Origin of the sequence: Myroides phaeus (assembly GCF_900099675.1) — a bacterium.
In the GTDB taxonomy this organism is placed as follows: Bacteria; Bacteroidota; Bacteroidia; order Flavobacteriales; family Flavobacteriaceae; genus Flavobacterium; species Flavobacterium phaeum.
This window is the reverse complement of the sequence record NZ_FNDQ01000007.1, coordinates 1-24917: the sequence shown is the minus strand read 5'-3', so window position 1 is coordinate 24917 and position 24917 is coordinate 1. Positions and strand designations below refer to the sequence as shown.

Genomic DNA, 24917 nt, shown 5'->3' with positions numbered 1-24917 from the left:
CTAAAGAGCATCTGATTACTTCAGATGCTCTTCTTGTTTGGAGTAATTTGTATCTTTACACTTCTTAAAATAATAATCACATCCCATAGAATGAATAAATATACGTTTGTAGCTATTGCTACCTTTTTTGTAGCATTTACAAGTTGTAAAAAGAATGCAGAAGCCCCTACTCCTATCATAGAAGCAAACCAAGGTTTTAATCCGATTGTGGACACAAACCACAAGGCTAATCTTGTTATTGCAGATAAATATGAAAAGGAATATTACAGTAATATCGACTTGACTAAAACAGGAGAAAGCTTAAAAAATGACTTACACGATTTATTAGTAAAAACACATAAGCAGTTGCAATATACTCCGGATATTTGGGAAGCGTGTAAAGTAACTGATGCTGATCCGGCTAATAAAAACAACTTAATACTAATGTATAGTTGGCCTGCAACTGATGCTAAACTTCCTAAGCACCGCCCTTCTATGAGCAAATATGATCAGAACAACAGAAATGTAAATGCTGATCGAGATAAGAAATGGGAAAGAGAACACATCTTTGCTAAATCGTTAGCCAAACCTAAATTAGTAACAAGAGAAGATGATTATGCTTTTACGCCAGAAGGACTAATTGCGGGTGTGGATGCTCATAACCTTAGAGCTATTAATGGGGAGTGGAATGAAGAACGCGGAAATAAGCGTTTTACGCAAGGTAGTGGAAATGCAGGTGTGGTAACTGTTGGACGTGAACCAGCTTGGTATCCTGGTGATGAGTGGAAAGGTGATGTAGCGCGTATGGTGATGTATATGTATGTTAGATACGGCAAACAATGTGCTCCTAACTTAGTGGGTACGGGTGCTTTTGAAAACAATACGCAAGGTGGAAATGAAAAAATGCTAAAGCTATTCTTACAGTGGAATGCAGAAGATCCCGTGTCTGATATTGAAAGAAAGAGAAATGAATACCACGGTAACTCAACTAAGCGACACGCACAAGGAAATAGGAATCCGTTTATAGATAATCCTTATTTGGCAACTGCTATTTGGGGAGGACCACAAGCAGAAAACAAATGGCAATAAACTAACTGCCATTTATTTCAAATACAAATAGCAACTGATTGTGTCAAATGCTATTTGTATTTGAAATAGTTGCCCTATCTTTACAAGACGAAATTATTTATTAACACCATACAAGTTATATAATCCTATATGAAAAAATATAGTCTTATCATTTTTGCTGCATTTCTTGCACTAACAGCAAGCTGTAGTTCTTCTGACGATAGTTCTCCTATCGACAAACCAATTATTGACAACCCGTCTAAGCCTACTGTACCAGGACCTGCTCCTGAAAATAATAAAGGATTTAACTATATTCCAGTTGATCAAGACCAACAAGCGTACTATAAAGATATTGATTTTAGAAAAAGAGGGAAAGATCTAAAAAAGGATCTACACGAGCTTGTAGAGAGAACACATAATCCTCTTTCTTACACGCCTGGAATATGGGATTCAAGTGTAATTACTGATGAAGATCCTGAAAACTCAGATAATGTATTATTAATTTATGGTTGGCCTGAAGGACAAGATAAAGGAGATATCACTAAACTTAGATCTTTTCCTAAAAAAGAAAGGTACACAAATGAATATGAAAGACATAAAAAATGGGAAAGAGAGCACGTATTTGCAAAATCTCGTGCTATGCCTGTGCTAATTGCTATTAATAACAAATACCATATACCTCAAAATATACAAGAAATAGCAGGACATGATGCTCACAACCTTAGACCTATCAATGGAGAATGGAATTACATACGTTCTAATAAAAAATTTGCTGAAGGAAGTGGTAATTCAGGTCCTGTTGCAAATGGATGGTTCCCAGGAGAAGAATGGAAAGGTGATGTAGCACGTATGATGATGTATATGTATGTTCGCTATGGAGAGCAATGTATACCTAATCGAATTGGTGTAGGAAATACTATAATCAACCCTCAAACTGGTGAAAGAGATGGAATGATCAGTATTTTTATGAAATGGAATGCAGAAGACCCTGTATCTGAGATTGAAAGAAGAAGAAATGAGTATCACGGTGATCCAAGCAACTATTATTCACAAGGAAATAGAAACCCATTTATTGACAACCCACATTTAGCAAACTTAATTTGGGGGACTCATAATGATAAAAAATTCAACGCTAAAAATATTTGGACAGAAGTAAAACCTGACCAGAAATAACACAAAAAAGGTGATCTAAAACAATAGATCACCTTTTTTTATTTACATCTTACTCTTCTTTTTCTCAAACATCAGCTCCTTTACCTTCTCCTTATCTTCTTTCTCTTTTGCTAAGTCGAACATAGTTCCAAACACTCTATCCCAAAACGTATTACTTACACCAAAGCCCATTGCCTCATCTTTATAATGATGCAAATGATGATTGCGCCATAAGGGTTTCATAAACTTAAATGGAGGTGCAAAAGCGTGAATAGCATAATGCATAGAAGCATACAGCAAATAACCGATTATAAATCCGGGATAAAAGCCAAAAGTATATTGTCCTAATAAAACATAAAATAGGATAAACAACACTGACGCCAAAATAATACTGGGTACGGGAGGCATAAACAGTCGCTGTCTATCTCTCGGATAATGATGATGATTACCATGCATCACATAAGCAAACCGCTGAATATTGGGTTTATCACTTATCCAGTGAAAAATATATCTGTGAGCTATATATTCAAAAAATGTCCAAAATAACATACCTCCCAAAAAGAGAAGAATGATACTTTGAACACTTAATGAATAGTCTTTATATCCTACATAAACAATGTAAGATAATATAGGAATATACATCCCCCATATAATAGCAGGATGTCCCTTAGTCAACATTTCTAAATAAGGATTCTTGAAAAGTTGCGCTTGACCTTTGTTATGAATCTTATCAAATTTCATATATATTAACTTTACATTAAAGCTAATATATTAATTTTCACCATCTTAACATAACACTTCCCCAAGTAAATCCACTTCCGAAAGCTGCTAAAACTACTAAATCTCCTTCTTTAATTTTCCCTGCTTCCCACGCTTCTGTTAAGGCAATAGGAATTGATGCAGCTGTTGTATTACCGTATTTCTGAATGTTGTTAAACACTTTATCGTCTGGTAATCCAAATTTGTGTTGGATATATTGTGAAATACGCAAATTAGCTTGGTGTGGAATTAACATATCAATATCTTCTACTCCCAAGTTGTTTGCTTCTAATCCTTCATTAATAACCTCACTAAAGCGAACTACTGCATTTTTAAATACAAACTGTCCGTTCATATAAGGTGTGTAACTAATATCATCTGGATTGTTGTCCTCTAAAATATCCGTTACCCATCTACCTCCCATTCCTGGAGCGATTAACGCTAATTCTTCAGCGTGCTCTCCTTGTGAGTGAATATGAGTAGATAAAATACCTTGATTCTCATTTTCAGATCGTGTCAATACTGCCGCTCCTGCTCCATCTCCAAAAATAACAGATACACCACGTCCTCTTGTAGTCATATCTAATCCAGCAGAATGTACCTCAGACCCTACAACTAAAACATTCTTATACATACCTGTTTTAATGTATTGATCTGCAATAGACAAAGCGTAGATAAAACCAGAACACTGTGCTCTAATATCTAATGCAGCTACTGTATTTAACCCTAATTCTCTTTGTAATAAAACACCAGGACCTGGGAAGTAGTAATCAGGACTTAACGTAGCAAATACTACAAAGTCAATATCTTTTGCCTCTACCCCTGCTCTTTCCATCGCAATACGAGCGGCCTTCACTCCCATTCCTGAAGTAGTGTCTTCTTCTAACTTCTTATGTCTTCTTTCATGAATACCTGTTCTTTCAACAATCCATTCGTGATTCGTATCCATCACTTTTGATAGGTCGTCATTTGTTACCACATTCTCAGGAACGTAATACCCTAACCCACTTATTTTTGATTTAAACATATTATTAAATTCTTGTTTCACGTGGTGCAAAAATACACTATTAAGTAAATAGTAATATCATTTTTGGCACAAAAAGCACAGATAACTTCTTGAACACTCGGTATTTTCAAGTATATTAGCCCACATAACGAAAAACTAACCTTTATGAAAATCATCAAAACAACATTATTGTCTCTTTTTTTGATTACATCTATGTACGCACAAGAAAACATTACGTTCCAGAAACCATCTCAAGAAATCTTAGAACTTGCTGACTTCGAAAGAGCTCCGTCTATTTCAATGGACAGCAAACTTGATTATATGTTACTTACTTACAGAAGTACATATAAAACATTAATGGATTTAAACGTAAACGAAATGAGATTAGCTGGTTTGCGAATTGACGTAAACACGAATATTTCAAGTACGGTTACTTATATCACTAACTTAAAAGTTAGAAAAGTTAAGGACACACAAGAAGTTCAAGTAAAAGGACTACCGGCTAATCCACGTATTACAAATATTACTTGGTCTCCAGATCAGTCTAAACTTGCTTTTACAAATACTATTGAAAATGGAGTAGAACTTTGGGTACTTGATGTAAAATCTGCTCAAGCTACAAAGTTAACTGAAGCGAACTTAAACGCAAATATTGGTAACCCTATTACCTGGTTTAGAGATGGACAAAGCATCTTAATTAATCAAATTCCTGCTAATAGACCAAACTTAATTGATACATCTAAGAACATTCCAACAGGACCAATTGTTTCTGTGAGTGAAGGAGTTGTTTCTCAAAATAGAACATATCAAGACTTATTGAAAAACAAAGCAGACGAAACTAACTTTGAAACTTTAGTTACTTCTGAATTGTATAAAATTGACTTAAACGGAAACAAAACGCTTTTCAAAAAAGGTGATTTATATGTAGGTACTTCTTTTTCACCAGATGGAGAGTATTTAATGCTTACAACATTACAAAAACCGTTTTCTTACTTAGTAGCTTTAAACCGTTTCCCAATGAAATCTGTAGTTTACACTAAAGAAGGAAAAGAAGTAAAAGAGGTAAACGATATTCCGTTAAACGAAGTGATGCCAAAAGGATTTATGGCAGTTCGCGAAGGGAAAAGAAATATGGGATGGAGAGCTGACAAACCAGCTACTTTATACTTTGTAGAAGCTTTAGATGGAGGAGATCCAGCTAATGAAGTAGCATATAGAGATGAAGTTTTTAACTGGGAAGCACCATTTAACAATGCTCCAACTTCTATAGTTAAGCTAACGCAACGCTATGGAGGAATTACTTGGGGGAATGACGATATCGCACTTGTATCTGACCAATGGTATGACACAAGAAATGTGCGTACTTTTATGATTAATCCATCTACAAGCAATGAGAACCCAGTTAAAATTGAAGATAGAAACTCTCAAGATGCTTATAGTGATCCAGGAAACTTTGAATTAAAACGCAATGAATATGGAAGATATGTTTTAGCGATTAACGACAACAAAATGTACTTAATCGGTGATGGATATACTTCTAAAGGACAATTCCCATTCATTGATGAGTTTGACATCAAAACGAAAAACAAAAAAAGATTATATCAATCGAATTACACAGATAAAAAAGAATCTATCCAATCGATTGAAGATATTAAAAAAGGACTTGTATTAGTGTCTATTCAGTCGCCAACTGAATACCCTAACTATTACTTCAGAAATATTAAAAAGAAAAACGACTTAAAAGCAATTACACATTTTAAAAACCCATTTGAGAGTTTAAATGGTGTTTATAAAGAAGTAATCACTTACAAGCGTGAGGATGGATTAGAACTTTCAGGTACTTTATACTTACCTAAAGGATATGACAGAAAGAAAAAAGCTGAGAAATTACCTTTATTAATCTGGGCTTATCCAAGAGAGTTTAAAGATAAAAACAGTGCTGGACAGGTTACAAACAACCCGAATGAATTTACATTCCCATACTATGGTTCTTTTGTTTACTGGGTATCTAAAGGATATGCTGTATTAGACGATGCTTCTTTCCCAATTGTAGGAGAAGGAACTGAAGAACCGAATGATACTTATGTACAACAATTAGTTGCAAACGGTAAAGCAGCTATTGACGCAGTAGACAAATTAGGATTTATCGATAGAAAAAGAGTTGGTGTAGGTGGACACTCATACGGAGCGTTTATGACAGCAAACTTATTGACATATTCAGATTTATTTGCGGTAGGTATTGCACGTAGTGGAGCTTACAACAGAACATTGACTCCTTTTGGTTTCCAAACAGAACAGAGAAACTATTGGGAAGTACCAGAAGTATACAACACAATGTCTCCGTTTATGAATGCTGAAAAAATGAAAACACCGATGTTGTTAGTTCACGGTGAAGCAGATAACAACCCTGGAACGTTTACGTTACAAACAGAGCGTTACTTCCAAGCTTTAAAAGGTTTAGGTGCTCCTGTTAGAATGGTTATCTTACCGAAAGAAAGCCACAGTTATGTAGCAAAAGAAAATATTCTTCACTTACTTTGGGAACAAGATCAGTTCTTAGAAAAACATTTAAAGAATAAAAAATAATAGACAAAAGGCGCTAACCTATGAAGTTAGCGCCTTTTTTATTTCGTACAATATTATATTATGTTCTATTTATCTTTCGTCTCTTATAAAATTATCACACATCACGCATAACCTATCACGCATAACCTATCACGCATAACTATTTAAAACAAAAAAAGGGACACATTACTGTATCCCTTCTATATTATTGAAACTTTTTAAGTGCTAATTTAATCTTTGTTTTCTTTTCGATATCAAACGGGTGGTCAAAGAAAACCACTCTCTCATTGCCAAAGAAAGACTTAATTAGATAACCATCTCCTTTAAAATACGAGTCGATTACCTCTACTTCTATTTGTCCTTTTTGCTTAGACACCATTAACTGATGTGGGTAAACCAATAACATTTCGTCCATTTCAACCTTAGGAGCAAAGTCAGAAATATACAATTCGTTTACCTCTCCAAATAAAGAAGCTACATATTTATCATTTGGAAACTCGTATAACTCTTTTGTTTCCCCCATATCAACAACAATCCCCTCTCTAAGCACAATAGTTTCATCCGCAAAACTCAAAGCATCAACACTATCGTGAGTAGCCACAATACAAGTAATTCCTTTCTCTTTTAAATAAGCAAAAAGGTTTCTTCTCAACAAGCTACGACGAGAGTAATCAATATGACTAAACGGTTCATCTAATAACAACACTTCAGGTTCTAATGCCAAAACACGAGCAATAGCCACTCTTTGTTGTTGTCCACCACTTAAATGTTTAACCTTCACATCAGCAAAATCAGTTAAATCAACCAATTCGATTAACTCTTTTGTTCTGTGTTTTTTGCCTTCCATATCAAAATTAGACAAAAACTTCCCTACGTTTTCAGCAACCGTAGTATGAGGCATTAAGTCAAAATCTTGTGCTAAGTATCTCATTTCATCCATACCTGGCACTAAATGATAAGCAGGTCCTAAAACTTGTTTTTCATTCCAATAGATTTCACCTTCATCTAAATCATGCAATCCATAAATCAACTTTAATAAAGTACTCTTTCCACACCCACTCTCTCCTAAAAGTGCAATATGTTTTCCTTTCTCAATTACAAGGTCTAATTCGTTTATAACACGTTTTCCCTCCGTATAGCTGAATGATATATTTTTAAGTAAAAGCATTTTTTATTTTTATGAACCGCAAATATAACAATATCCGTACAAGCACTCTAAAATATTAACTTTATAAAATAAAAAAAGACCACCTAAATTGGTGATCTTTTGATTTACTTCTCTAAGTTTTTCAGATTAATAGATAAAATAAGCTCCAGAAAACTCTCTATGTACTAAAAAACAGAAATAATTTATTCTTTTACTTGCTCTTTCTTTAAAACCAAGTCTAAAGTATAAGGGTTTTCGCCTTCGTGTTGAATTTTGTGTCTTAAGACAACTTGCTCTTCTTCTACAATCAATGTAGAATACTCAACATCATTAAAAAAAGCATTTGGACTTTCAGCATCCGCTCTAACTTGATACTTATTATCTCCTAAAGCCTTCCATGTTCCTTTTCTTTTCTCTTCTTCTCTTTCACATCGGAAATTAACAACTACTTCTTCTAAGACACCTTCTGGTAAAAACGAAATGGTAGACTGAGTTTCACACTCATTTAAACCTAAGTCCATATCATTTAAAATTAAAGCTGCAACAGTCCAATTACCTTCTAAAACATCTTTTACTACTGGTTCTTCATCTACAGGTGTTTCAACAACTTTATCAGCAACAGTAAATGGCAATCCATCATCATTACTACAAGAAAACATCATTCCCACAAGCAACAATGACATAAATAAACGCTTAATTTTCATAATTTGATTATTTTTTTGGTTACAAATACCGAACTTACTAATTAAATCAAGACCATACTATTTTTTATTATAATAATTTTAACCAAAAAAAGTCCTGAAAGAAATATCTATCAGGACTTAAAATATAATTTAATGTAGATTAAGCTTATTTTGAAGCCATATAACGCTCAGCATCTAAGGCAGCAATACAACCAGAACCTGCAGCAGTAATCGCTTGGCGATAGTCTTTATCTTGAACATCTCCACAAGCAAATACACCTGGAATATTCGTTTTACTTGTTTTTCCTTCTGTTAACAAATAACCCGTCTCATCCATATTTAACTGACCTTTGAAGATGTCAGTATTTGGTTTATGACCAATAGCAACGAAGAATCCAGTAGCAGGAATTTCTTTAACCTCACCTGTTTCATTGTTTTTAACACGAATACCAGTAACTACATTTCCGTCTCCTAAAACTTCTTCTGTAACTGTGTTCATTAATATTTCGATATTCTCAGTGTTGCGAACACGCTCTTCCATAATAACAGAAGCACGGAATTTTTCACTACGCACAAGCATAGTAACTTTTTTACACAATTGAGATAGATAGTGAGCTTCCTCACAAGCAGAATCACCTGCTCCAACAATCACTACCTCTTGATTTCTGTAGAAAAATCCGTCACATACTGCACAAGCAGAAACTCCACCTCCTAATGATAGGTAGTGTTGCTCTGATGGTAAGTTTAAATATTTAGCAGTAGCACCTGTAGAAATAATCACTGTATCAGCGTGTACTTCAGTAGTTTCATTAATCCACACTTTCTTTACATCACCACTTAAATCTACTTTAGTAGCCCAACCGTCGCGGATATCTGCTCCAAAACGTTGTGCTTGAGCTTGTAATTGCATCATCATTTCAGGACCTGTTACTCCTTCTGGATATCCAGGGAAGTTTTCTACTTCATTTGTAGTAGTTAATTGTCCTCCAGGTTGCATCCCTTGGTATAATACCGGGTTCATATTAGCACGAGCCGCATAAATAGCAGCAGTATAACCTGCAGGTCCAGAACCAATAATCAAACACTTTACTCTTTCTATATTAGACATAATCAATCAGTTTTATATTATATAAACAAAAATACCTTTTTTATTGCCTTTTCAAAATAGGTTATGAAAGAAATAACAAATAGCCGAATCATTTTTATTTATTGTATTGTGATAAAATGGTCATTTTAACTGTACAGAGATAATCTTTGTGAGTTAGTATATCAGTAAATTGCAGTTCATTTACATAAAAGGTACAAACTATTATTGCATTTATGTATTACGTAAAGCATATAAGAGGTCGTTTTATGGTGAAAGAGTTATCATAAAACAATTTATTACACTGTGTATAAGAGGAATAAAATAATCCTTCAAAAAAAATCAATATTTTTTTACAAAATATGCTTTTCAATAAAAAAAATATTCTAAATTTGCACTCGCAAGGACAAAATAAGTCTAAGCGGGGTGTAGCGTAGCCCGGTCATCGCGCCTGGTTTGGGACCAGGAGGTCGCAGGTTCGAATCCTGCCACCCCGACAGAAAGGAATCACTATTTAGTGGTTCCTTTTTTTATACACTTTACTTAAGCAATGTAATTATTAATAGGAAGTAAAAGTTTCTACTTAGAAATAAGCAATCCTTTACATTTTAAAGTATTCTCCCCTATCTTTTTTTTGTCATTATAAACCGAAAAATTAAAAAACATCAAGTTCGTACAACGCAACATCTAATTGTATATAGCTTATAAGTTTCCCAAAACACTGACTACGTATATAAAATTTTTCACTTCCCTTACTTATTGCACAACCTTTCCGTCTAATATTCAAAAAGTTACCGGTTAAGTTATTTTTAATTAAAAAAAACAAGCAAATAGCACTGATTAATTAAAATTATGTTTTATATTTGCACTCGCAAGGACAAAATAAGTCTAAAGCGGGGTGTAGCGTAGCCCGGTCATCGCGCCTGGTTTGGGACCAGGAGGTCGCAGGTTCGAATCCTGCCACCCCGACTTTAAGAGCATAAAATGCTCATAAAACCGTAAATACTTGGTATTTACGGTTTTTTTTTTGTTATATATTATAATAAATTGATATAAACACAAAGAACACATTTGAAATACACGTCATTATACGTGTTTCTAATTCAAACAAAACAGTTCCATCCCTTATATACGCAAGGATAGCGGTAAATGGCCAACGTACAGAAATTTCTTTAAAACTAAAAATATCCCCTATTTCTTGGGATAACATTAAAGGAAAAGGAAAAAATGAGGACACGGTTCGAATCAGTACACATATTGAGCCTGTACGCTGCACCCATTACAGATGCCTATCATCAATTAGTCCAACAAAAAATCAAATGAAAAACTACTCTGTAATAAACAATAATCCAGGGTGAAGGATATCAAATATACTTCAAAGTGTATATATTCTACTGAGTCAAAACATTGAAAGTTGAAGCATTCAAATCATCAAAGGAAGTATTATAACCCAAATAAATATTGCGTGTTTACCTCATTTTGTTGTAAAAGATGAATTAGAAAAAGGCTAATTATTGAAATACCAATTAAAATCTTTACCTCTACTATTGCTATAATTGCAACACATCATCATCAGAAGTAGATTAGTCCATCTCTGCAATTATTTATGGATATTTTACAAAAAAGTATGCATAATAATTAAATACAATAAACTAAATTAGCTATTAGTATCAATTTTCTTACAAAGAAAAAAAGTAATGGTACTTATTCATACATCAAGAAATATACAGTTTAAAAACGCTATCAATATATTCTACACTAGTTTTCTAAAACCTTTAAAATTTTGAATGCCTTATGAATAAGAAATCTGAAGACTTACAATCTTGGATTGATAATTATAGTCTATCTTTATTAAATAGAGCCATCTACTTGCTATCTAACCGCGAAGATGCGGAAGATATGGTACAAGATGTCTTTATTGCGGCCTTTGAATATTACGACTCTTTCAGAGGCGAAAGTCATCCTAAAACTTGGTTAATGAATATCCTTAAGTATAAGGTAGCTGATTATTATCGAAAAAAATACAAAAGCACAGGAAAAATCAAATTAGACCATTTTTTTGATGCCTCAGGTCAATGGAAAGACGACAGTGTTATTGGCGAGTGGCAAGATGACCAAGAACTTTTACTTGACGATGCAACATTCAGAACTACCTTAACACATTGCTTAGATAATTTACCTGCTAAGTGGTTAATACCTGTAAAACTATACTATTTAGAAGAAAAAAAAGCAACTACTGTTTGTCAGGAAACAGGTATTAGTACGACTAACTTATGGAAAATACTCCAACGAAGTCGCTTGCAACTTAGAGCGTGTCTAGAGTCAAACTGGTTTAAAACAAACTAATTAATCCAATTGTAATTATGATAAATAAAATTATACATTGGCTGATTATGCCTTGCTGTCAAGCTACTTTATATATCGAAAAACAAAATAGTCAAGAGTTATCTTGGTGGCAAAAACAAAGATTAAAAAAACATTTATGGCTATGTAAATGCTGTGAAAATTACTATCAAAAAGTAACTTTCTTAGATAATATCCTAAAAAAAATGACACAAAACAGTTCTTCAAATGAACTAAATGATACTGATATACAAGACTTTAAAAACAAAATAAAAAATAAATTGAAGATTTAGTTTTTATTTTGTCAGGATTTTAAAAGTAAAACGACCAAATAGAAAAACAAGTTTAACTATTTAAAATCTAAAAAATGAAGCTAAAATCATTTTCAACGAAAAAACACACATTTGGATATTATATTTCCCTATGGGGCACTGTATTAATCCTAATATGGGTAGGGGCATATAAATTTACACCTACCGAAGCTAAAGCAATTGTGCCATTAATTGAAAATCACCCCTTGTCATACTGGATGTACAACGTCTTAAGTGTACAGGCAGTTTCCATTGTCGTTGGTATAGTAGAACTACTTGTTGCTTTAACCCTCGTGTTAACATTAAAATATGATGCTTTTAAAAAGTATGCAGGTATCGGATTATGTATCATATTCTTAATGACTATTAGTTATTTATTTACTACACCAGGTGTTTGGAAAACAGTAGACGGATTTCCATTAACTGATTTCTTCATTCTAAAAGACTTAATGTATTTAGGTTTTGGAATATCCTTATTAGAATCAACCCAAAAACAAACAGTATGAAAAAACGAATAGCCTTAATCATAATAGCTTGTAGTGGTTTACTACTGGCAAATAATAATATCCTAACTGATAAAGAGAAAACAACGAAAATCAATACGCCACAAATGAATATAAAACAAAGTAAAGAAATGAAAGATATCTACTTTGCAGGAGGATGCTTTTGGGGAACAGAGCACTTCTTTAAGCAAGTAAGAGGTGTTACCGCAACAGAAGTAGGCTATGCCAATGGAAATACAGTAAACCCTTCATATCGAGAAGTTTCAACTGGAGACACTGGTTTCACAGAAACAGTTAAAGTAACGTACGATCCTACTATTGTAGATTTTGATTTACTTATTGATTTATTCTTTAAAACCATCGATCCAACAAGTTTAAATCGTCAAGCTAATGACATTGGAACACAATATCGTTCTGGAATATACTATGTAAATGCAGAAGATAAAGCCATTATTGATAAGAAAATACAAGCCTTAGCAAAACAATATACCCAAAAAATTGTGGTTGAAGTGGAGCCCTTACGCAACTTCTATGATGCGGAAACTTATCACCAAGAATACTTAGATAAGAATCCAGGAGGTTATTGTCACATTGGACCAGATTTATTTGAATTGGCGCGAAAAGCTAACCCTGAAAAGCCAAAAGAGTACACACGTAAAGACAAAGAAATGCTTAAAAGCAAATTAACCGCATTACAATATGAGGTAACACAAAACAATGCGACAGAAAGAGCCTTTAGCAATGAATTATGGAACGAATTTCGAGAGGGAATATACGTAGACATTACTACGGGAGAACCCTTATTTATTTCTACAGATAAATTTGATGCTGGTTGTGGCTGGCCTAGCTTCTCAAAACCTATTGACAAAAAATTAATTAAAGAAAAACAAGACAACACCTTGGGTATGCATCGAACAGAAGTGAGAAGTACAACAGGAGATGCACATTTAGGACACGTTTTTAACGACGGTCCTGAAGAATTGGGAGGTTTGCGTTATTGCATTAATGGAGCCTCTCTCCGCTTTATCCCAAAAGCAGAAATGAAAGCAGAAGGATATGATAAATACCTGCCATTGATAAGTAAAAAACAATAAGACTTAATCTACAAAAATGCCACACATAGAGAATAAAACATCATTTAAAATAGGTATACTTGATTTTAACCTAATTTACTAAGGAGAGATATTAGATTGTTAGTTTTTACAAATAAGACAAGTAAGTGTTTTAAAAACATTTACAAGGATTAGTTCAAATACTCATACCCCCGACAAAAAGGAATCACTATTTAGTGGCTCCTTTCTTTGCAGTATAGTTTAGTATCTCTTAGTTATTGAAAAACATTTAAGTGTTTCTCGTGAACACATCCCTCTAAAACAAAAAAAGAGAGAATTAGTTTAATTCTCTCTTCTTCTTTTACTTAAACGCTCATTTTTAAGCTTTATTTCTCTTGGCTTACTGCTTGTCTTTTCACGATCAAAGTTCCTACGTGGGCGTCTCTCATCTCTTTGTCCAGAACTCTCAGAAGTCATTCTCTTTCTAATACTTTGCTGACTCTCTTCATCTTGATTTAAACTTGCCTCTTCAGTCATAACTGACGGCTCAATCAATCGATTCAATTCTGCAAGTTCTTCTTTTGTCAAATCTCTATACGTTCCAACCGGAATATCTAATGAGATATTGATAATTCGAATACGCTTTAACGCTACAACGTCATAACCAAAAAACTCACACATACGGCGAATTTGACGGTTTAACCCCTGCGTTAAAAATATTCTAAATACAGTTTTACTAATAGGCTCTACTCTACACTTTTTTGTAATTGTGTCTAAGATAGGCACACCAGCCCCCATACGTTGTAAAAAACGCTCTGTAACAGGTTTATTTACCGTAACGATATATTCTTTCTCGTGGTTGTTTTTCTGACGTAAAATCTTATTAACGATGTCTCCATCATTCGTCATAATAATTAACCCCTCACTATCCTTATCCAAACGTCCTACCGGAAATATTCTTTTTGGATAGTTTATATAATCAACGATATTATCTCTAACAGTAGAATTTGTTGTACACTCAATACCAACAGGTTTGTAGAATGCTAAATAAACATTCTCCTCATCATTATTCTTAATCAATTGACCGTTTACTCTAATAACATCATCTTCACTGACTTTTAATCCCATTTCTGGAACAACACCATTTACAGTAATACGACCCTCTTCTATTAGACGATCAGCCTCTCTTCTTGAGCAATATCCAACTTCAGATAGATATTTATTTAAACGTGTTTGTACTTTTTCCATAGCGCAAAAATAAGTATTTTTCTCAACGATAAAACAATTGGTTGCAAACTAATTGCCTTCTATAAAATCTAAGATTGATTGATAGACAACTTTGTCTTGTAAGGAATGTCCTAATCCTTCTGTAGCAACGATATTTTGGTTTAAATCAACCATCTTTTGATGAAACTTCACACAGTCGCTTTCGTAAATGACATCATCACCTCTATCGTGTACAAGTAATAAGGGAACTGTACACTTTTCTACCAACAAATAACTTGCATAAGCTTGTATTGGCATTTTAATTATCTGTTCTACTTTCTGAATTAACCTTTTGTGAATCACTGATCGATACCCCATCATAGCCACATAGTTCTTTACAACACTACTATACTCATCTAAACACCCTAACAAAACCGCTTTCTCAACAGAAGGGTATTGATCAACTGCTAATCGATTTAATAATGAAAACGACCCTAAAGAATGTGAAATAACATACGTTGGCTGAAAAGCATTTAAACAGAAGTCAATCATATCAGCATAACCAACAATGGTAATCTTCTTACCTGGCGATAGCCCAAGGCCTATAGCGTCAACAGCAATATAACGATAATTGTTTCCAAAATACGTAACCATTGCTTCCCATCGATTAGAATTACTTTCCCAACCGTGAAAAAAAAGAATAATAGGTAAATCAGTACGCTCAGCATTCCACTGATACGTTTGTATATAAGAATCCTTATAAGGCAACTGCGTTTGTGCAGCAGAATTTAAAAAAGGAAATACCTCATCAAGTTTAATCTGTCCCTTACGGGGAGAAGTAAGAAACTTGTAGGATATAGCAACAGCGCGTTCCACTGAAAACAGGGAAATTACATTCACAATAAATCCTACAAACTTCTTCATCTTAATAAATAAAAAAAGCCTCTTAATAAATTAAGAGGCCTTAGATTATAATTTAGCTATAATAGCGTCAATTTTTTCTCTTTCTTCTTCTGCTAATGCACTATCAACTAAGATACGTCCACTGTGCTCATCTGTAATAATTTTCTTACGAGCTGCAATTTCTACCTGTGTTTGAGGCGGAATAGTGAAGTAAGAACCTCCTGAAGCACCACGCTCAATAGAAACAACTGCTAAACCATTGCGAACTCCATTTCTAATTCTGTTGTAAGCAACCATTAAACGCTCTTCAATATCAGCTTTAAATTCTTCTGATTTCTCTAAAAGAACTTTTTCTTCACGTTCAGTTTCAGCCATGATACTGTTCAATTCAGCTTCTTTGTGAGCTAAGTGCTCTTTTCTTGCTGTTAATTTTGAATCAGTTTCAGTGATAGAAGATTTTTTATGTTCAATACTTGCTTTCATTTCCTTAATGTTCTTTTCAGCAAGTTCGATTTCTAATTTTTGAAACTCAATCTCTTTCTCTAAAGAAGTGTACTCTCTATTGTTTTTAACCTCGTTTTGTTGCTCAGTATATCTTGCAATAGCAGCTTTAAACTCTTCGATTGAAGATTTTTTATCTTTAATACTCGCTTCGATATCACTTAAGTCTACATTTAACTTTTCTAAGCGTTTGTTCAGTCCAGCAACCTCATCTTGTAAGTCTTCAACTTCCAGAGGTAATTCTCCTCGCATGTTTCTAATTTCGTCAATTCTTGAGTCGATTAATTGCAAGTCGTATAATGCTCTTAACTTCTCTTCAACGGTTAATTCTTTTTTCTTTGTCATCTTTATAAGTAGTTAACTGGATTCGTATTTACTGTTGATAAAATAACTGCAAAAGTAGTCAATTTTTCCGAAAGTTGTCTAACTATATAATTTTTTATATACCTTTCACTTTCAAAGTGGCCTATATCGGCTAAAACCATTTGATTTTCAGCCTCATAAAACTGATGATATTTTAAATCTGCCGTAATAAATGCATCTGCTTTTTGGCTTAATGCTGCTTTTATAGCAAAACTTCCTGAACCTCCTAAAACAGCAACTCGCTTAATCTTCTTACCAAGTAATGCACTGTGGCGAATTCCCCCTGTTCCTGTTTTTTCTTTCACCATTTTCAAGAACGCTATTTCATCCATCGCCTCTTCTAACTCTCCTATCATCCCCATTCCCACGTTCTGCAACTTATTCTCAAGATTGTAAATCTCATAAGCCACCTCTTCATAATCGTGTGCATTAAACAAAGCGTTTAAAATCTTTCCTTGTAAGTGTCTTTCAAATGTAACTTCAATCTTATTTTCCTGTACTTTCTCCAATACGTGCTTTTCTCCAATAGTAGGATTACTCTTTTCGTTTCCTTTAAAACTCCCCTCTCCTGTAGAAACAAAACTGCAATTGTCATAATTACCAAGTGCCCCTGCCCCTGCATCAAACAAGGCTGTTCTAATTTCTTCTAATTTATTAAGAGGTGCATAAGTAACTAACTTTTGAATATAATTACTTTTCGGAATCAATATCTTGCAGTTTGTAACACCTAATGTATCACAAAATATCTTGTTTACCCCTTCTTGGTGATTATCCAAAGCAGTGTGAATTGCGTAAATAGCTATATCGTTCTTTATCGCTTTAATCACTGCACGCTCTACATAATTCTTACCCGTTATTTTCTTTAAACCAGAAAATAGAATCGGATGAAAACAAACAATCATATTACACTTGTTTTCAATTGCCTCGTCAACCACAGCTTCTAAGGCATCGTGACAAACTAATATACCTGTTACCTCACTATCATAATCGCCAACTAACAATCCTACGTTGTCAAAATCCTCTGCATAGGCCAACGGTGCCAACTCTTCTAACACCGGAATAATCTCTTTTATCTTCATCTTACTAAGTATAATTTTCCTTGAAGTTATTATATTTTCTCAAAGATAAAAAATTTGGTAATTTCGTACCTATGAATCTACTTCGAAACTTACTATTTCCCTTTGCCATCTTATATGGCATAATCACATCTATACGCAATTGGTTTTATACAATTGGGCTATTTAAACGTACCTCTTTTTCTATTCCCACTATTGTAGTCGGAAATCTTAGTGTAGGTGGTACAGGAAAAACTCCAATGGTAGAATATATTATTCGCTTATTGCAAAACGACTTTAAGGTAGCTACCTTGAGTAGAGGATACAAACGCAAAAGTGAAGGTTTCTTTTTAGCAGATGAAAACACTACAATGGAACAAATTGGTGACGAACCTTTTCAATACCACCATAAATTTGAAAGCATCAATGTAGCTGTAGATGCAAAAAGGGTAAACGGAATCCAAAATATACTAAAACTAAAACCACAAACACAAGCGATTGTACTTGATGATGCTTTTCAACACTTGGCTGTTCAAGGGGGATTTTATATTTTACTAACTACCTATGACGAACCATACTTTAAAGATTATATGTTGCCAACAGGTAATCTTAGAGAATCACGCAAAGGAGCTAAGAGAGCTAATGTAGTTATTGTAACTAAGTGTCCGAAAGATTTAAGTATTGATAATCAGAATATCATCAGAAAAGAATTAAATTTAAAATCAGGACAATTGTCTTTTTTTACGTATATTGAATTCAGTAAACTTGCATATTCAAAGACAGATACAATCTCTGTTGATGACTTGAAAAAAGAAGAATTTATAATGGTAGCTGGTATTGCTAAACCACAAAGTTTCTTTGACCACTTAAAAAGTGAACAAACAACTTGTTTAACTTACCCTGACCATCATCATTTTTCTAAAGCAGATATTGAGTTAATTTTGAATACTGCAAAAGAGCATAAAATTATTACAACAGAAAAGGACTATGTTCGATTAAAAGATGTAATCCCTTCTGAGAAATTATATTATTTACCAATTCAAACTTCCTTTATTAATAACAACGAGGAATTTGACAAAACAATTTTAAACTATGTGGGATCAAGTACAAGAAACGGTTAAGTATCTATCTGAAAAAACAAATTTTAAACCAGAAATCGGAATTGTTTTAGGTTCAGGATTAGGGAATCTAACAGCAGATATTACTATTGAATATGAAATTCCATATTCTGAAATTCCTAACTTTCCTGTGTCTACTGTTAAAGGACATAAAGGAGCTTTAATCTTTGGTACTATTGGAGGTAAAAAAGTAGTGGCTATGCAAGGGCGTTTCCATTACTACGAAGGGTATGAAATGGCTAAAACTGTTTTCCCTATCCGCGTTATGAAATATATGGGAGTTGAAACATTAATCGTTTCTAACGCTTCAGGAGGTGTTAACCCTTCTTTCAAAGTTGGAGATATTATGATTATCACTGACCATATTAACGCTTTCCCAGACCACCCATTACGTGGAGCAAATGATGAGCGTTTCGGGCCTCGTTTCGTAAATATGAACGATGCTTACACAAGAACGTTAATCGACAAAGCTTTAGTGATTGCTAAAGATAAACAATACGATATCAAACAAGGTGTTTATTACGGATTACAAGGACCTACATTTGAAACATTAGCTGAATACAGAATGGTTCGCGTTGTAGGTGCTGACTGTGTTGGTATGTCTACTGTACCAGAAGTAATCGTTGCTCGCCATATGGATATGGAAGTATTCGGTATCTCTGTTATCTCTGATATGGGTAACGAAGAAGGAATTGTTGAAGCACATCACGAAGAAGTTCTTAAAGCTGTGCAAGCTGCAGAACCTATCGCTCGTGGATTAATCAACGAGTTAATTGCACAAATTTAATTGTACTTTTTTATATTGTTAAAGGGCTATTCTACCAGAGGATAGCCCTTTTTCTTTTACTTATAATGAATTTAATTTTAGCAAAAACCGACAAGTGGTTATTTTGACATCATTTGCTATCAAATGCACTATTAACTCCGTACCACTTTTTTACTCCAACCTCCGCAATCCCTTATAAACAAAGGGATTGACATAACCTCATATGTACATTAGTCGGAGATAACTCGGAGATAAGTCGTAGATACCTCACCTAAAGGCCTTTTTCGCGAACAAAATACGACTTATCTACGACTCATTTACGATTAACCTCCGTTTAAAACTCTGGAAAGCCCCGTATTTGCTACCTTCCTGCTAATTCGCCTTTATTTAAAAACAACCCACATTTTCTGCTTTTATATACTTTTGAGCATCTTATATCAGCAATTCAAGCTTCATTTTTTAAACAGCTTACCTATTTCTACTTTCAAAAGAGTACTTTCACACACATTAGGACATAAAAAAACACCCTATAAAGGGTGTTCTGTTTTTTAAGAATGCAGTTAATCAATAATCTGCATTTTCTTCATAATGAATGTAGCGTTCTTATTCTGACACACACCATCTCTTATTTTGTAGTCAAAGTACAAATCGTCTTGTTTAATCTCTACTTCAAAACACTTATTAATCAATATCTCTGGATACTCATCTGTCGTATTACAAACCTCTAAATCGTGTGTAGCAATTACACCATACGTTTTCTCGCGAATTAACTTCATAATAACTCCAATTGTACCACTTTGTTTGTCATCTGAGTTTGTTCCTCTTAAAATCTCATCTAACAACACAAAACAAGGCTCTTGCTGTACCTTTTCTATAATCATCTTCAATCGCTTCACCTCTGCATAGAAATAAGACTCACTGTCTTCTAACGAGTCCGTTAAACGCATAGAAACAAATAATGGCAATGGGAAGAAAGACGCTTGTGAAGCACAAACTGGAGCTCCTACTCCTGCCAATACTAAGTTTACTCCTACGGTACGTAAAAAAGTACTCTTACCTGACATATTAGACCCCGTTAAGATTACAAAGCGTTGGTCACTAAAACTAATGTCGTTACAAACTCTTTTCTTTTCATTTAACAGCGGATGTCCAAGTTCTGCAAAACTCATTTCTCCATCTTCATTTAAGGTTGGAAAACTATACGTTCTGTTGTTATATGAAAAGTTTGCCAGCGAATTTAAAGCTTCTACTTCTCCGATTACCTCAATTGCAATTGGAACCAACTGCGCTTTCTCGCGTTTCCACTCCAAAAAACGGTGTAACACGTGAACGTGAAACTGCCCCAATCCGTTAAAAATAACCATCACAAATAAATTGGCTACTGTTTCCATTTGCTCAAACAAACGAGATAATACCTTTAACTCCTTACTGGCCTGAAACGAGTCTTTTCTCAATTGCTTGATATATCCTTTCATCTTTTCTGTTGCGAAAGGCTCTTTTTCAATTCTCTTAATAATGGCACTGTAACTATCTATCGTTTCGTGTACCTTATCAGCTCCGCCTAACTCTGCTTGTATATAGCGTATTTTAGACATTGCAAAGATTAAGTTAAACGTAAAGGAAGTAGATACAATATAACCGTAAACAGTACTATCTGTAATCAAGTATAGGATTGATGAAACAAGTAAAATAGCCGGTACTACATAACTCAACACACGAGTCATTTTACTCATCTTAACTACCTCTGACTCACTCCAAGCTTTTAATCGCTTGAAAGCAGCTTCATCTAAATTAGAGATTTTACTATACGCATTAATCTCCTGACGCCATTCTACTTTTTGAGACAACTCTTTGATTGCTTCTTGATTTAATAAAATAGTCTTAGTGTCTAAATGCCCTTTTAGCAAGTCTGCTAATTTCTGTTTCCCAATAAAAGAGGCTGTTCTATTCAAATATTGAAAAAGCGATTTTGCTCCAAAAATATCTAAGTCAAATGCGTAAGGATGGTCTGTTGTTTTAAACTCATCTCCTCCTTCAAATGGTCTCGCATCTTCATCTAAAAAGGCTAATTCATCTTTATTAATATCCATCAACGCCTGCATATATCGCATACGCCAAGAATATGATGCGTGTAATCTAAGCAGTGCTAAAAACAAGACTACAATACCCCCTGCTATATAAAGATAAAAATAGTCTGCATTAGAAACTGATAGATAGAAGAAATAAATAATCATTAAAAAAACAATTAATCTAATCGCTCCAACTATCTTATACTTACTTCGAATTGAGTTGTATTTCTCTTCAAAAACTTTTTTTCTTTTGCTATAAATCTCCATTAGATGATTTCTTTTTTTGGCTATAATTGACTCAAATGAGCTTGAACAAATATAGTGTATTAAAATGTTGTTTAAGGTTAAAAAGAAACAAAACAAAAACATCTTTCTTTTTAGCAATAGAACTAAAACAAATAAAACTTATATTTAAAATCTAATTTTCTTTGTTGTATTTTCTTAGTTATAAAGTTTAAAAAGCAAACAATTATATTGCCTACCCCCTCTCTTATCTTAACGATTGTTCTAAACAATAATACAAAAGTCTCCTTGCAATTATTGTCTTTTCTATCTGTAAAACGACTATTGCATTTAATCAAGTATGCAATAAAAAATATTTTTACTTGTTATATATATGATTACCAACTAACAAAATACATATAATGAGATTACTTATGACCTTTATCTCTTGTTTTATGCTGACCTTAGCAAACGCACAAGAGCTACAAACAAAGCCTTTATTTCCCCCTAATTCTAAAGACCTTTCTGATTTGTCTTTTTTAAAAGAAGAATTGCAAAACAAGCAAATGGTTATGTTAGGTGAACTTACCCACGCGTATACTACTATTTTTGAAGCTAAAATCAGAGTATTTCAATATTTACACCAAGAGTTAGGATTTAACACCTTTGCTATCGAATCTCCGATGTATGACATTTATAAAATGAATCAACAAGGATTTGATGCTGATGTGTTTAACAATGCTATCTGGGGTATTTGGAGCCAAGATGATGCATTTCAAGAACTTGTACAGTATATTGAAACAAATAACATAAAGGTAATTGGTTTCGACTCTCAGGTTCAAAATTCGGCTAATTTTATAGAGGACTTCTTTGACTTTTGTGACCAACACAAAATAGCGATTAAACTGGACCAAGACGACTTAGGCATTGTATTAGAAGGACTACTTGAAAATGCGAAATACGACAACTCGGATATTAAAGCAACTGCTTTTTTGAAAGAAATGAACCGCATTATCAAACAAATAGAGCTTCTACCTGATTCTGATACGACTTATCATTGGCAACAGTTTACCAAAGGAGTTTTAGCGGTAGCAGAAGACGCTATTACTACTAAAGAACCAATACTAACAAGTGATTTCGCAACTAAAGACCTCAATATTAGAGATAAACAAATGGCCGACAACTTATTGAGCTATAACAAAAGACATCCTACTGAAAAGATTGCGGTTTGGGGTGATAACATCCACGTAATGTACAGCAACCCTAATAGTGGTAATGTGTATGCACGCGAGTTTGTATCAATGGGTAAACACATTCAAGATGCGTTACAAGACAAGGTGTATAGTTTGGCAACATTACACGCTAACGACTCCATATTTGACTCTTCTACAAAAATATGGCATGAAGCACCTATTGCTGCAAATTCTTTTGAAGGGGAATTAGTTCAGCTTGGTACTCCTAACCTGTTTATCTCCTCTAATCAAGAGGCAATGCACCAACCTAAATCGACTCGATTGTTGCATTATGTTGATTTCTCTGCAGAAAGGCTTGATTTATTTCACGATGGTTACTTATTTATACACAAGGTAAGTAGCCCATACATAGACTTTAACAAAAGAAAAAGCGCAGCAAAAAAAACTGAAAATACTACGATAGAACAAGTTACTATAGCCACAGAAAAGTTCATTGGGCAATTGATTGACAAATACACAAATCAACCGATTGCTTATGCTACGATAATTCTGAAGGATCTCGAGTTATATAGAGTAACCGATGAAAATGGGTATTATGAATTACCGTTCGTACCAAGTACTCAAGCTAATGCTACTTTTGAAGTACAAGCTATGGGCTATAACCCACTTCTTGTGTCACTCCACAAGCTACAAAAAACAGAATTGGTAGAGCCAAACTACGAGGAGTTAGCTGAAATTGTTATCAAAAAACAACTCAGTGCCAAGGAGATTGTCAAAGCGGCAATTGCAAATAAAGGTAAAAACCACCCTGATAGTCCGTATAACTTTATGAGATATAGCAGAACGATAGAAAATGTAAACGATAAAAACACCTTAGATTTAGAGCTTATCACCAAAGATTACGACCAAGGGTATTTATCTTCTTTTATTACGACTCAACGCCTTGAACAAATTAATTGGAACAATAAAAAAGATAAAAACTTAAAATACGTTTCTCAATTATTACAATTTAGAGAAAACCCAATTCGCTATGCAAATATCTTACACAAGCGAAAATACAAGAAATTCAAACTAAACTTTATGGAATCTAAAGATGCAAACGAAGACAATTTATACATCATTGCTTTTGAAACAGATCGCAACAAATGGAATTACACCAATAGAACTTATCCAACGAAATATTCAGGTGTTCTATACATCGACAAAGAGAGTTTTGCTATTATAAAAGTTATCGAGAATTGGGAAATAACGCTAAACGAAGTTGAAATAGCTAAAAGATTTAAAGGCTATCCTCGGTTTGCAGATGTCATACAATTTGTCTCTAAAGAGGAGAATATCACTTCTTTTGCCAAAGTGTTAGATGACAATAAATATTATGCTAATAGCTACTTTAATCGTGCCTTCAATGAATATACTAATAAGGAGAATAAAAAAGGAAGCAATGTTTATTTGACCGACTCTTATGCATACGATTTTACAAATGAGAATATAGATGTAATCCCTTATGAGCATAGAGTAAAAGACCTGACCCGATTTGATAGAGCGACCTACGATAAAGTTTTCTGGGACAACTTCTTTCAAGAACATCCAGACTTTGTGCTAAAAAATAAATACACAAAAGAATAAGACCATTTATTTTGACTAGTCCTAAAATAGATTGACAAGTTTTTAAACAATACATCCAGAGGGATTTTCTCTCTGGATTTTTTTATGCACATAATTTGGAGTGAGCATATTTAATCCTAAATGAGGTCTAAAGTTATTATAAATATAAATACTTTGTTTTATTAGTTGTTCTAATTCTTGTTTAGTATTTGTTTTAAAGAGTAAAAATTCTTGTTTTAATATTCCATTAATTCTTTCAGCTAA

General features: G+C 33.7%; 22 protein-coding genes and 2 tRNA genes. 13 read left to right on the top strand and 11 right to left on the bottom strand.

Annotated features, from left to right (window positions below):
- Positions 1-90: 90 nt before the first annotated feature.
- Both BLT46_RS04995 and BLT46_RS04990 read left to right on the top strand, forming a co-directional pair.
- On the top strand, positions 91-1068 hold the full coding sequence (locus BLT46_RS04995) for an endonuclease I family protein (RefSeq protein ID WP_090407158.1): 978 nt from the start codon (positions 91-93) through the stop codon (positions 1066-1068).
- Between the two features lie 129 nt (positions 1069-1197).
- The gene (locus tag BLT46_RS04990; protein ID WP_090407155.1) at positions 1198-2220 is read left to right on the top strand and encodes an endonuclease I family protein; all 1023 of its coding nucleotides are present in this window, start codon (positions 1198-1200) and stop codon (positions 2218-2220) included.
- A 42-nt stretch (positions 2221-2262) separates the two neighbouring features.
- Here BLT46_RS04990 and BLT46_RS04985 read toward each other — a convergent pair whose 3' ends face one another.
- Together BLT46_RS04985 and BLT46_RS04980 are read right to left on the bottom strand one after the other, a co-directional pair.
- Positions 2263-2940 carry a sterol desaturase family protein gene (locus BLT46_RS04985; protein ID WP_090407152.1) on the bottom strand — a complete coding sequence of 226 codons (678 nt, stop codon included), beginning with the start codon at positions 2938-2940 and terminating at the stop codon, positions 2263-2265.
- Positions 2941-2977: 37 nt separating this feature from the next.
- Positions 2978-3985, bottom strand: a complete 1008-nt coding sequence (locus tag BLT46_RS04980; RefSeq protein WP_090407150.1) for a 3-oxoacyl-ACP synthase III family protein — start codon at positions 3983-3985, stop codon at positions 2978-2980.
- Positions 3986-4129: 144 nt separating this feature from the next.
- Between BLT46_RS04980 and BLT46_RS04975 the strand changes: the two genes are divergently transcribed.
- A complete protein-coding gene (locus BLT46_RS04975; RefSeq protein ID WP_090407147.1) occupies positions 4130-6550 on the top strand; it encodes an alpha/beta hydrolase family protein in 2421 nt (806 codons plus the stop codon).
- Positions 6551-6734: 184 nt separating this feature from the next.
- Here BLT46_RS04975 and BLT46_RS04970 read toward each other — a convergent pair whose 3' ends face one another.
- The 3 genes from BLT46_RS04970 to trxB all read right to left on the bottom strand — a co-directional run bounded on the left by BLT46_RS04970 (position 6735) and on the right by trxB (position 9467).
- Complete coding sequence (locus tag BLT46_RS04970) at positions 6735-7697, bottom strand: ABC transporter ATP-binding protein (protein WP_090407144.1); 963 nt, start codon at positions 7695-7697, stop codon at positions 6735-6737.
- A gap of 182 nt (positions 7698-7879) precedes the next feature.
- Positions 7880-8380 carry a hypothetical protein gene (locus BLT46_RS04965; protein ID WP_090407141.1) on the bottom strand — a complete coding sequence of 167 codons (501 nt, stop codon included), beginning with the start codon at positions 8378-8380 and terminating at the stop codon, positions 7880-7882.
- 145 nt (positions 8381-8525) lie between these two features.
- Entirely contained in the window at positions 8526-9467 is a 942-nt protein-coding gene (gene trxB, locus BLT46_RS04960; protein ID WP_090407138.1) for a thioredoxin-disulfide reductase, read from the bottom strand.
- Between the two features lie 398 nt (positions 9468-9865).
- Between trxB and BLT46_RS04955 the strand changes: the two genes are divergently transcribed.
- The 7 genes from BLT46_RS04955 to msrB all read left to right on the top strand — a co-directional run bounded on the left by BLT46_RS04955 (position 9866) and on the right by msrB (position 13694).
- Positions 9866-9940 (top strand) — tRNA-Pro (locus BLT46_RS04955).
- A 397-nt stretch (positions 9941-10337) separates the two neighbouring features.
- Positions 10338-10412: transfer RNA gene (locus BLT46_RS04950), tRNA-Pro, on the top strand.
- Between the two features lie 77 nt (positions 10413-10489).
- Positions 10490-10801 carry an Arm DNA-binding domain-containing protein gene (locus BLT46_RS04945; protein ID WP_317040927.1) on the top strand — a complete coding sequence of 104 codons (312 nt, stop codon included), beginning with the start codon at positions 10490-10492 and terminating at the stop codon, positions 10799-10801.
- 436 nt (positions 10802-11237) lie between these two features.
- On the top strand, positions 11238-11789 hold the full coding sequence (locus BLT46_RS04940) for a sigma-70 family RNA polymerase sigma factor (RefSeq protein ID WP_090407136.1): 552 nt from the start codon (positions 11238-11240) through the stop codon (positions 11787-11789).
- 17 nt (positions 11790-11806) lie between these two features.
- Positions 11807-12079, top strand: a complete 273-nt coding sequence (locus tag BLT46_RS04935; protein WP_090407133.1) for a hypothetical protein — start codon at positions 11807-11809, stop codon at positions 12077-12079.
- A gap of 74 nt (positions 12080-12153) precedes the next feature.
- Positions 12154-12603: a DUF417 family protein gene (locus BLT46_RS04930; protein WP_090407130.1), complete on the top strand. Its 450-nt coding sequence runs from the start codon at positions 12154-12156 to the stop codon at positions 12601-12603.
- On the top strand, positions 12600-13694 hold the full coding sequence (gene msrB / locus BLT46_RS04925; protein WP_090407126.1) for a peptide-methionine (R)-S-oxide reductase MsrB: 1095 nt from the start codon (positions 12600-12602) through the stop codon (positions 13692-13694). The genes BLT46_RS04930 and msrB overlap by 4 nt, the downstream gene beginning before the upstream one ends.
- 300 nt (positions 13695-13994) lie before the next feature.
- Here the strand turns inward: msrB and rluF are convergent, their stop codons facing one another.
- From rluF to BLT46_RS04905, 4 genes are read right to left on the bottom strand one after another with little or no spacing between them, the layout of a single operon-like run.
- A complete protein-coding gene (rluF, locus tag BLT46_RS04920) occupies positions 13995-14900 on the bottom strand; it encodes a 23S rRNA pseudouridine(2604) synthase RluF (protein WP_090407123.1) in 906 nt (301 codons plus the stop codon).
- Positions 14901-14948: 48 nt separating this feature from the next.
- Positions 14949-15782, bottom strand: coding sequence for an alpha/beta hydrolase (locus BLT46_RS04915; protein ID WP_090407120.1), 834 nt, complete (start codon positions 15780-15782; stop codon positions 14949-14951).
- Between the two features lie 45 nt (positions 15783-15827).
- A complete protein-coding gene (locus BLT46_RS04910) occupies positions 15828-16607 on the bottom strand; it encodes a zinc ribbon domain-containing protein (protein WP_090407117.1) in 780 nt (259 codons plus the stop codon).
- A 2-nt stretch (positions 16608-16609) separates the two neighbouring features.
- Positions 16610-17704, bottom strand: a complete 1095-nt coding sequence (locus BLT46_RS04905) for a Nif3-like dinuclear metal center hexameric protein (protein WP_090407114.1) — start codon at positions 17702-17704, stop codon at positions 16610-16612.
- A gap of 71 nt (positions 17705-17775) precedes the next feature.
- Between BLT46_RS04905 and lpxK the strand changes: the two genes are divergently transcribed.
- On the top strand, positions 17776-18801 hold the full coding sequence (lpxK, locus tag BLT46_RS04900; RefSeq protein WP_090407111.1) for a tetraacyldisaccharide 4'-kinase: 1026 nt from the start codon (positions 17776-17778) through the stop codon (positions 18799-18801).
- Positions 18773-19585, top strand: a complete 813-nt coding sequence (locus BLT46_RS04895) for a purine-nucleoside phosphorylase (protein WP_090407108.1) — start codon at positions 18773-18775, stop codon at positions 19583-19585. The genes lpxK and BLT46_RS04895 overlap by 29 nt, the downstream gene beginning before the upstream one ends.
- Before the next feature lie 539 nt (positions 19586-20124).
- On the opposite strand, the gene BLT46_RS04890 is transcribed toward BLT46_RS04895, so the two are convergent.
- Positions 20125-21900 carry a MutS-related protein gene (locus BLT46_RS04890; protein ID WP_090407105.1) on the bottom strand — a complete coding sequence of 592 codons (1776 nt, stop codon included), beginning with the start codon at positions 21898-21900 and terminating at the stop codon, positions 20125-20127.
- Positions 21901-22277: 377 nt separating this feature from the next.
- Here BLT46_RS04890 and BLT46_RS04885 point away from each other — a divergent pair, with 377 nt between their 5' ends.
- Positions 22278-24674: an erythromycin esterase family protein gene (locus BLT46_RS04885; RefSeq protein ID WP_090407102.1), complete on the top strand. Its 2397-nt coding sequence runs from the start codon at positions 22278-22280 to the stop codon at positions 24672-24674.
- 42 nt (positions 24675-24716) lie between these two features.
- On the opposite strand, the gene BLT46_RS04880 is transcribed toward BLT46_RS04885, so the two are convergent.
- On the bottom strand, positions 24717-24917 hold a 201-nt coding region (locus BLT46_RS04880; RefSeq protein WP_143021861.1), incomplete at its 5' end, for an integrase core domain-containing protein.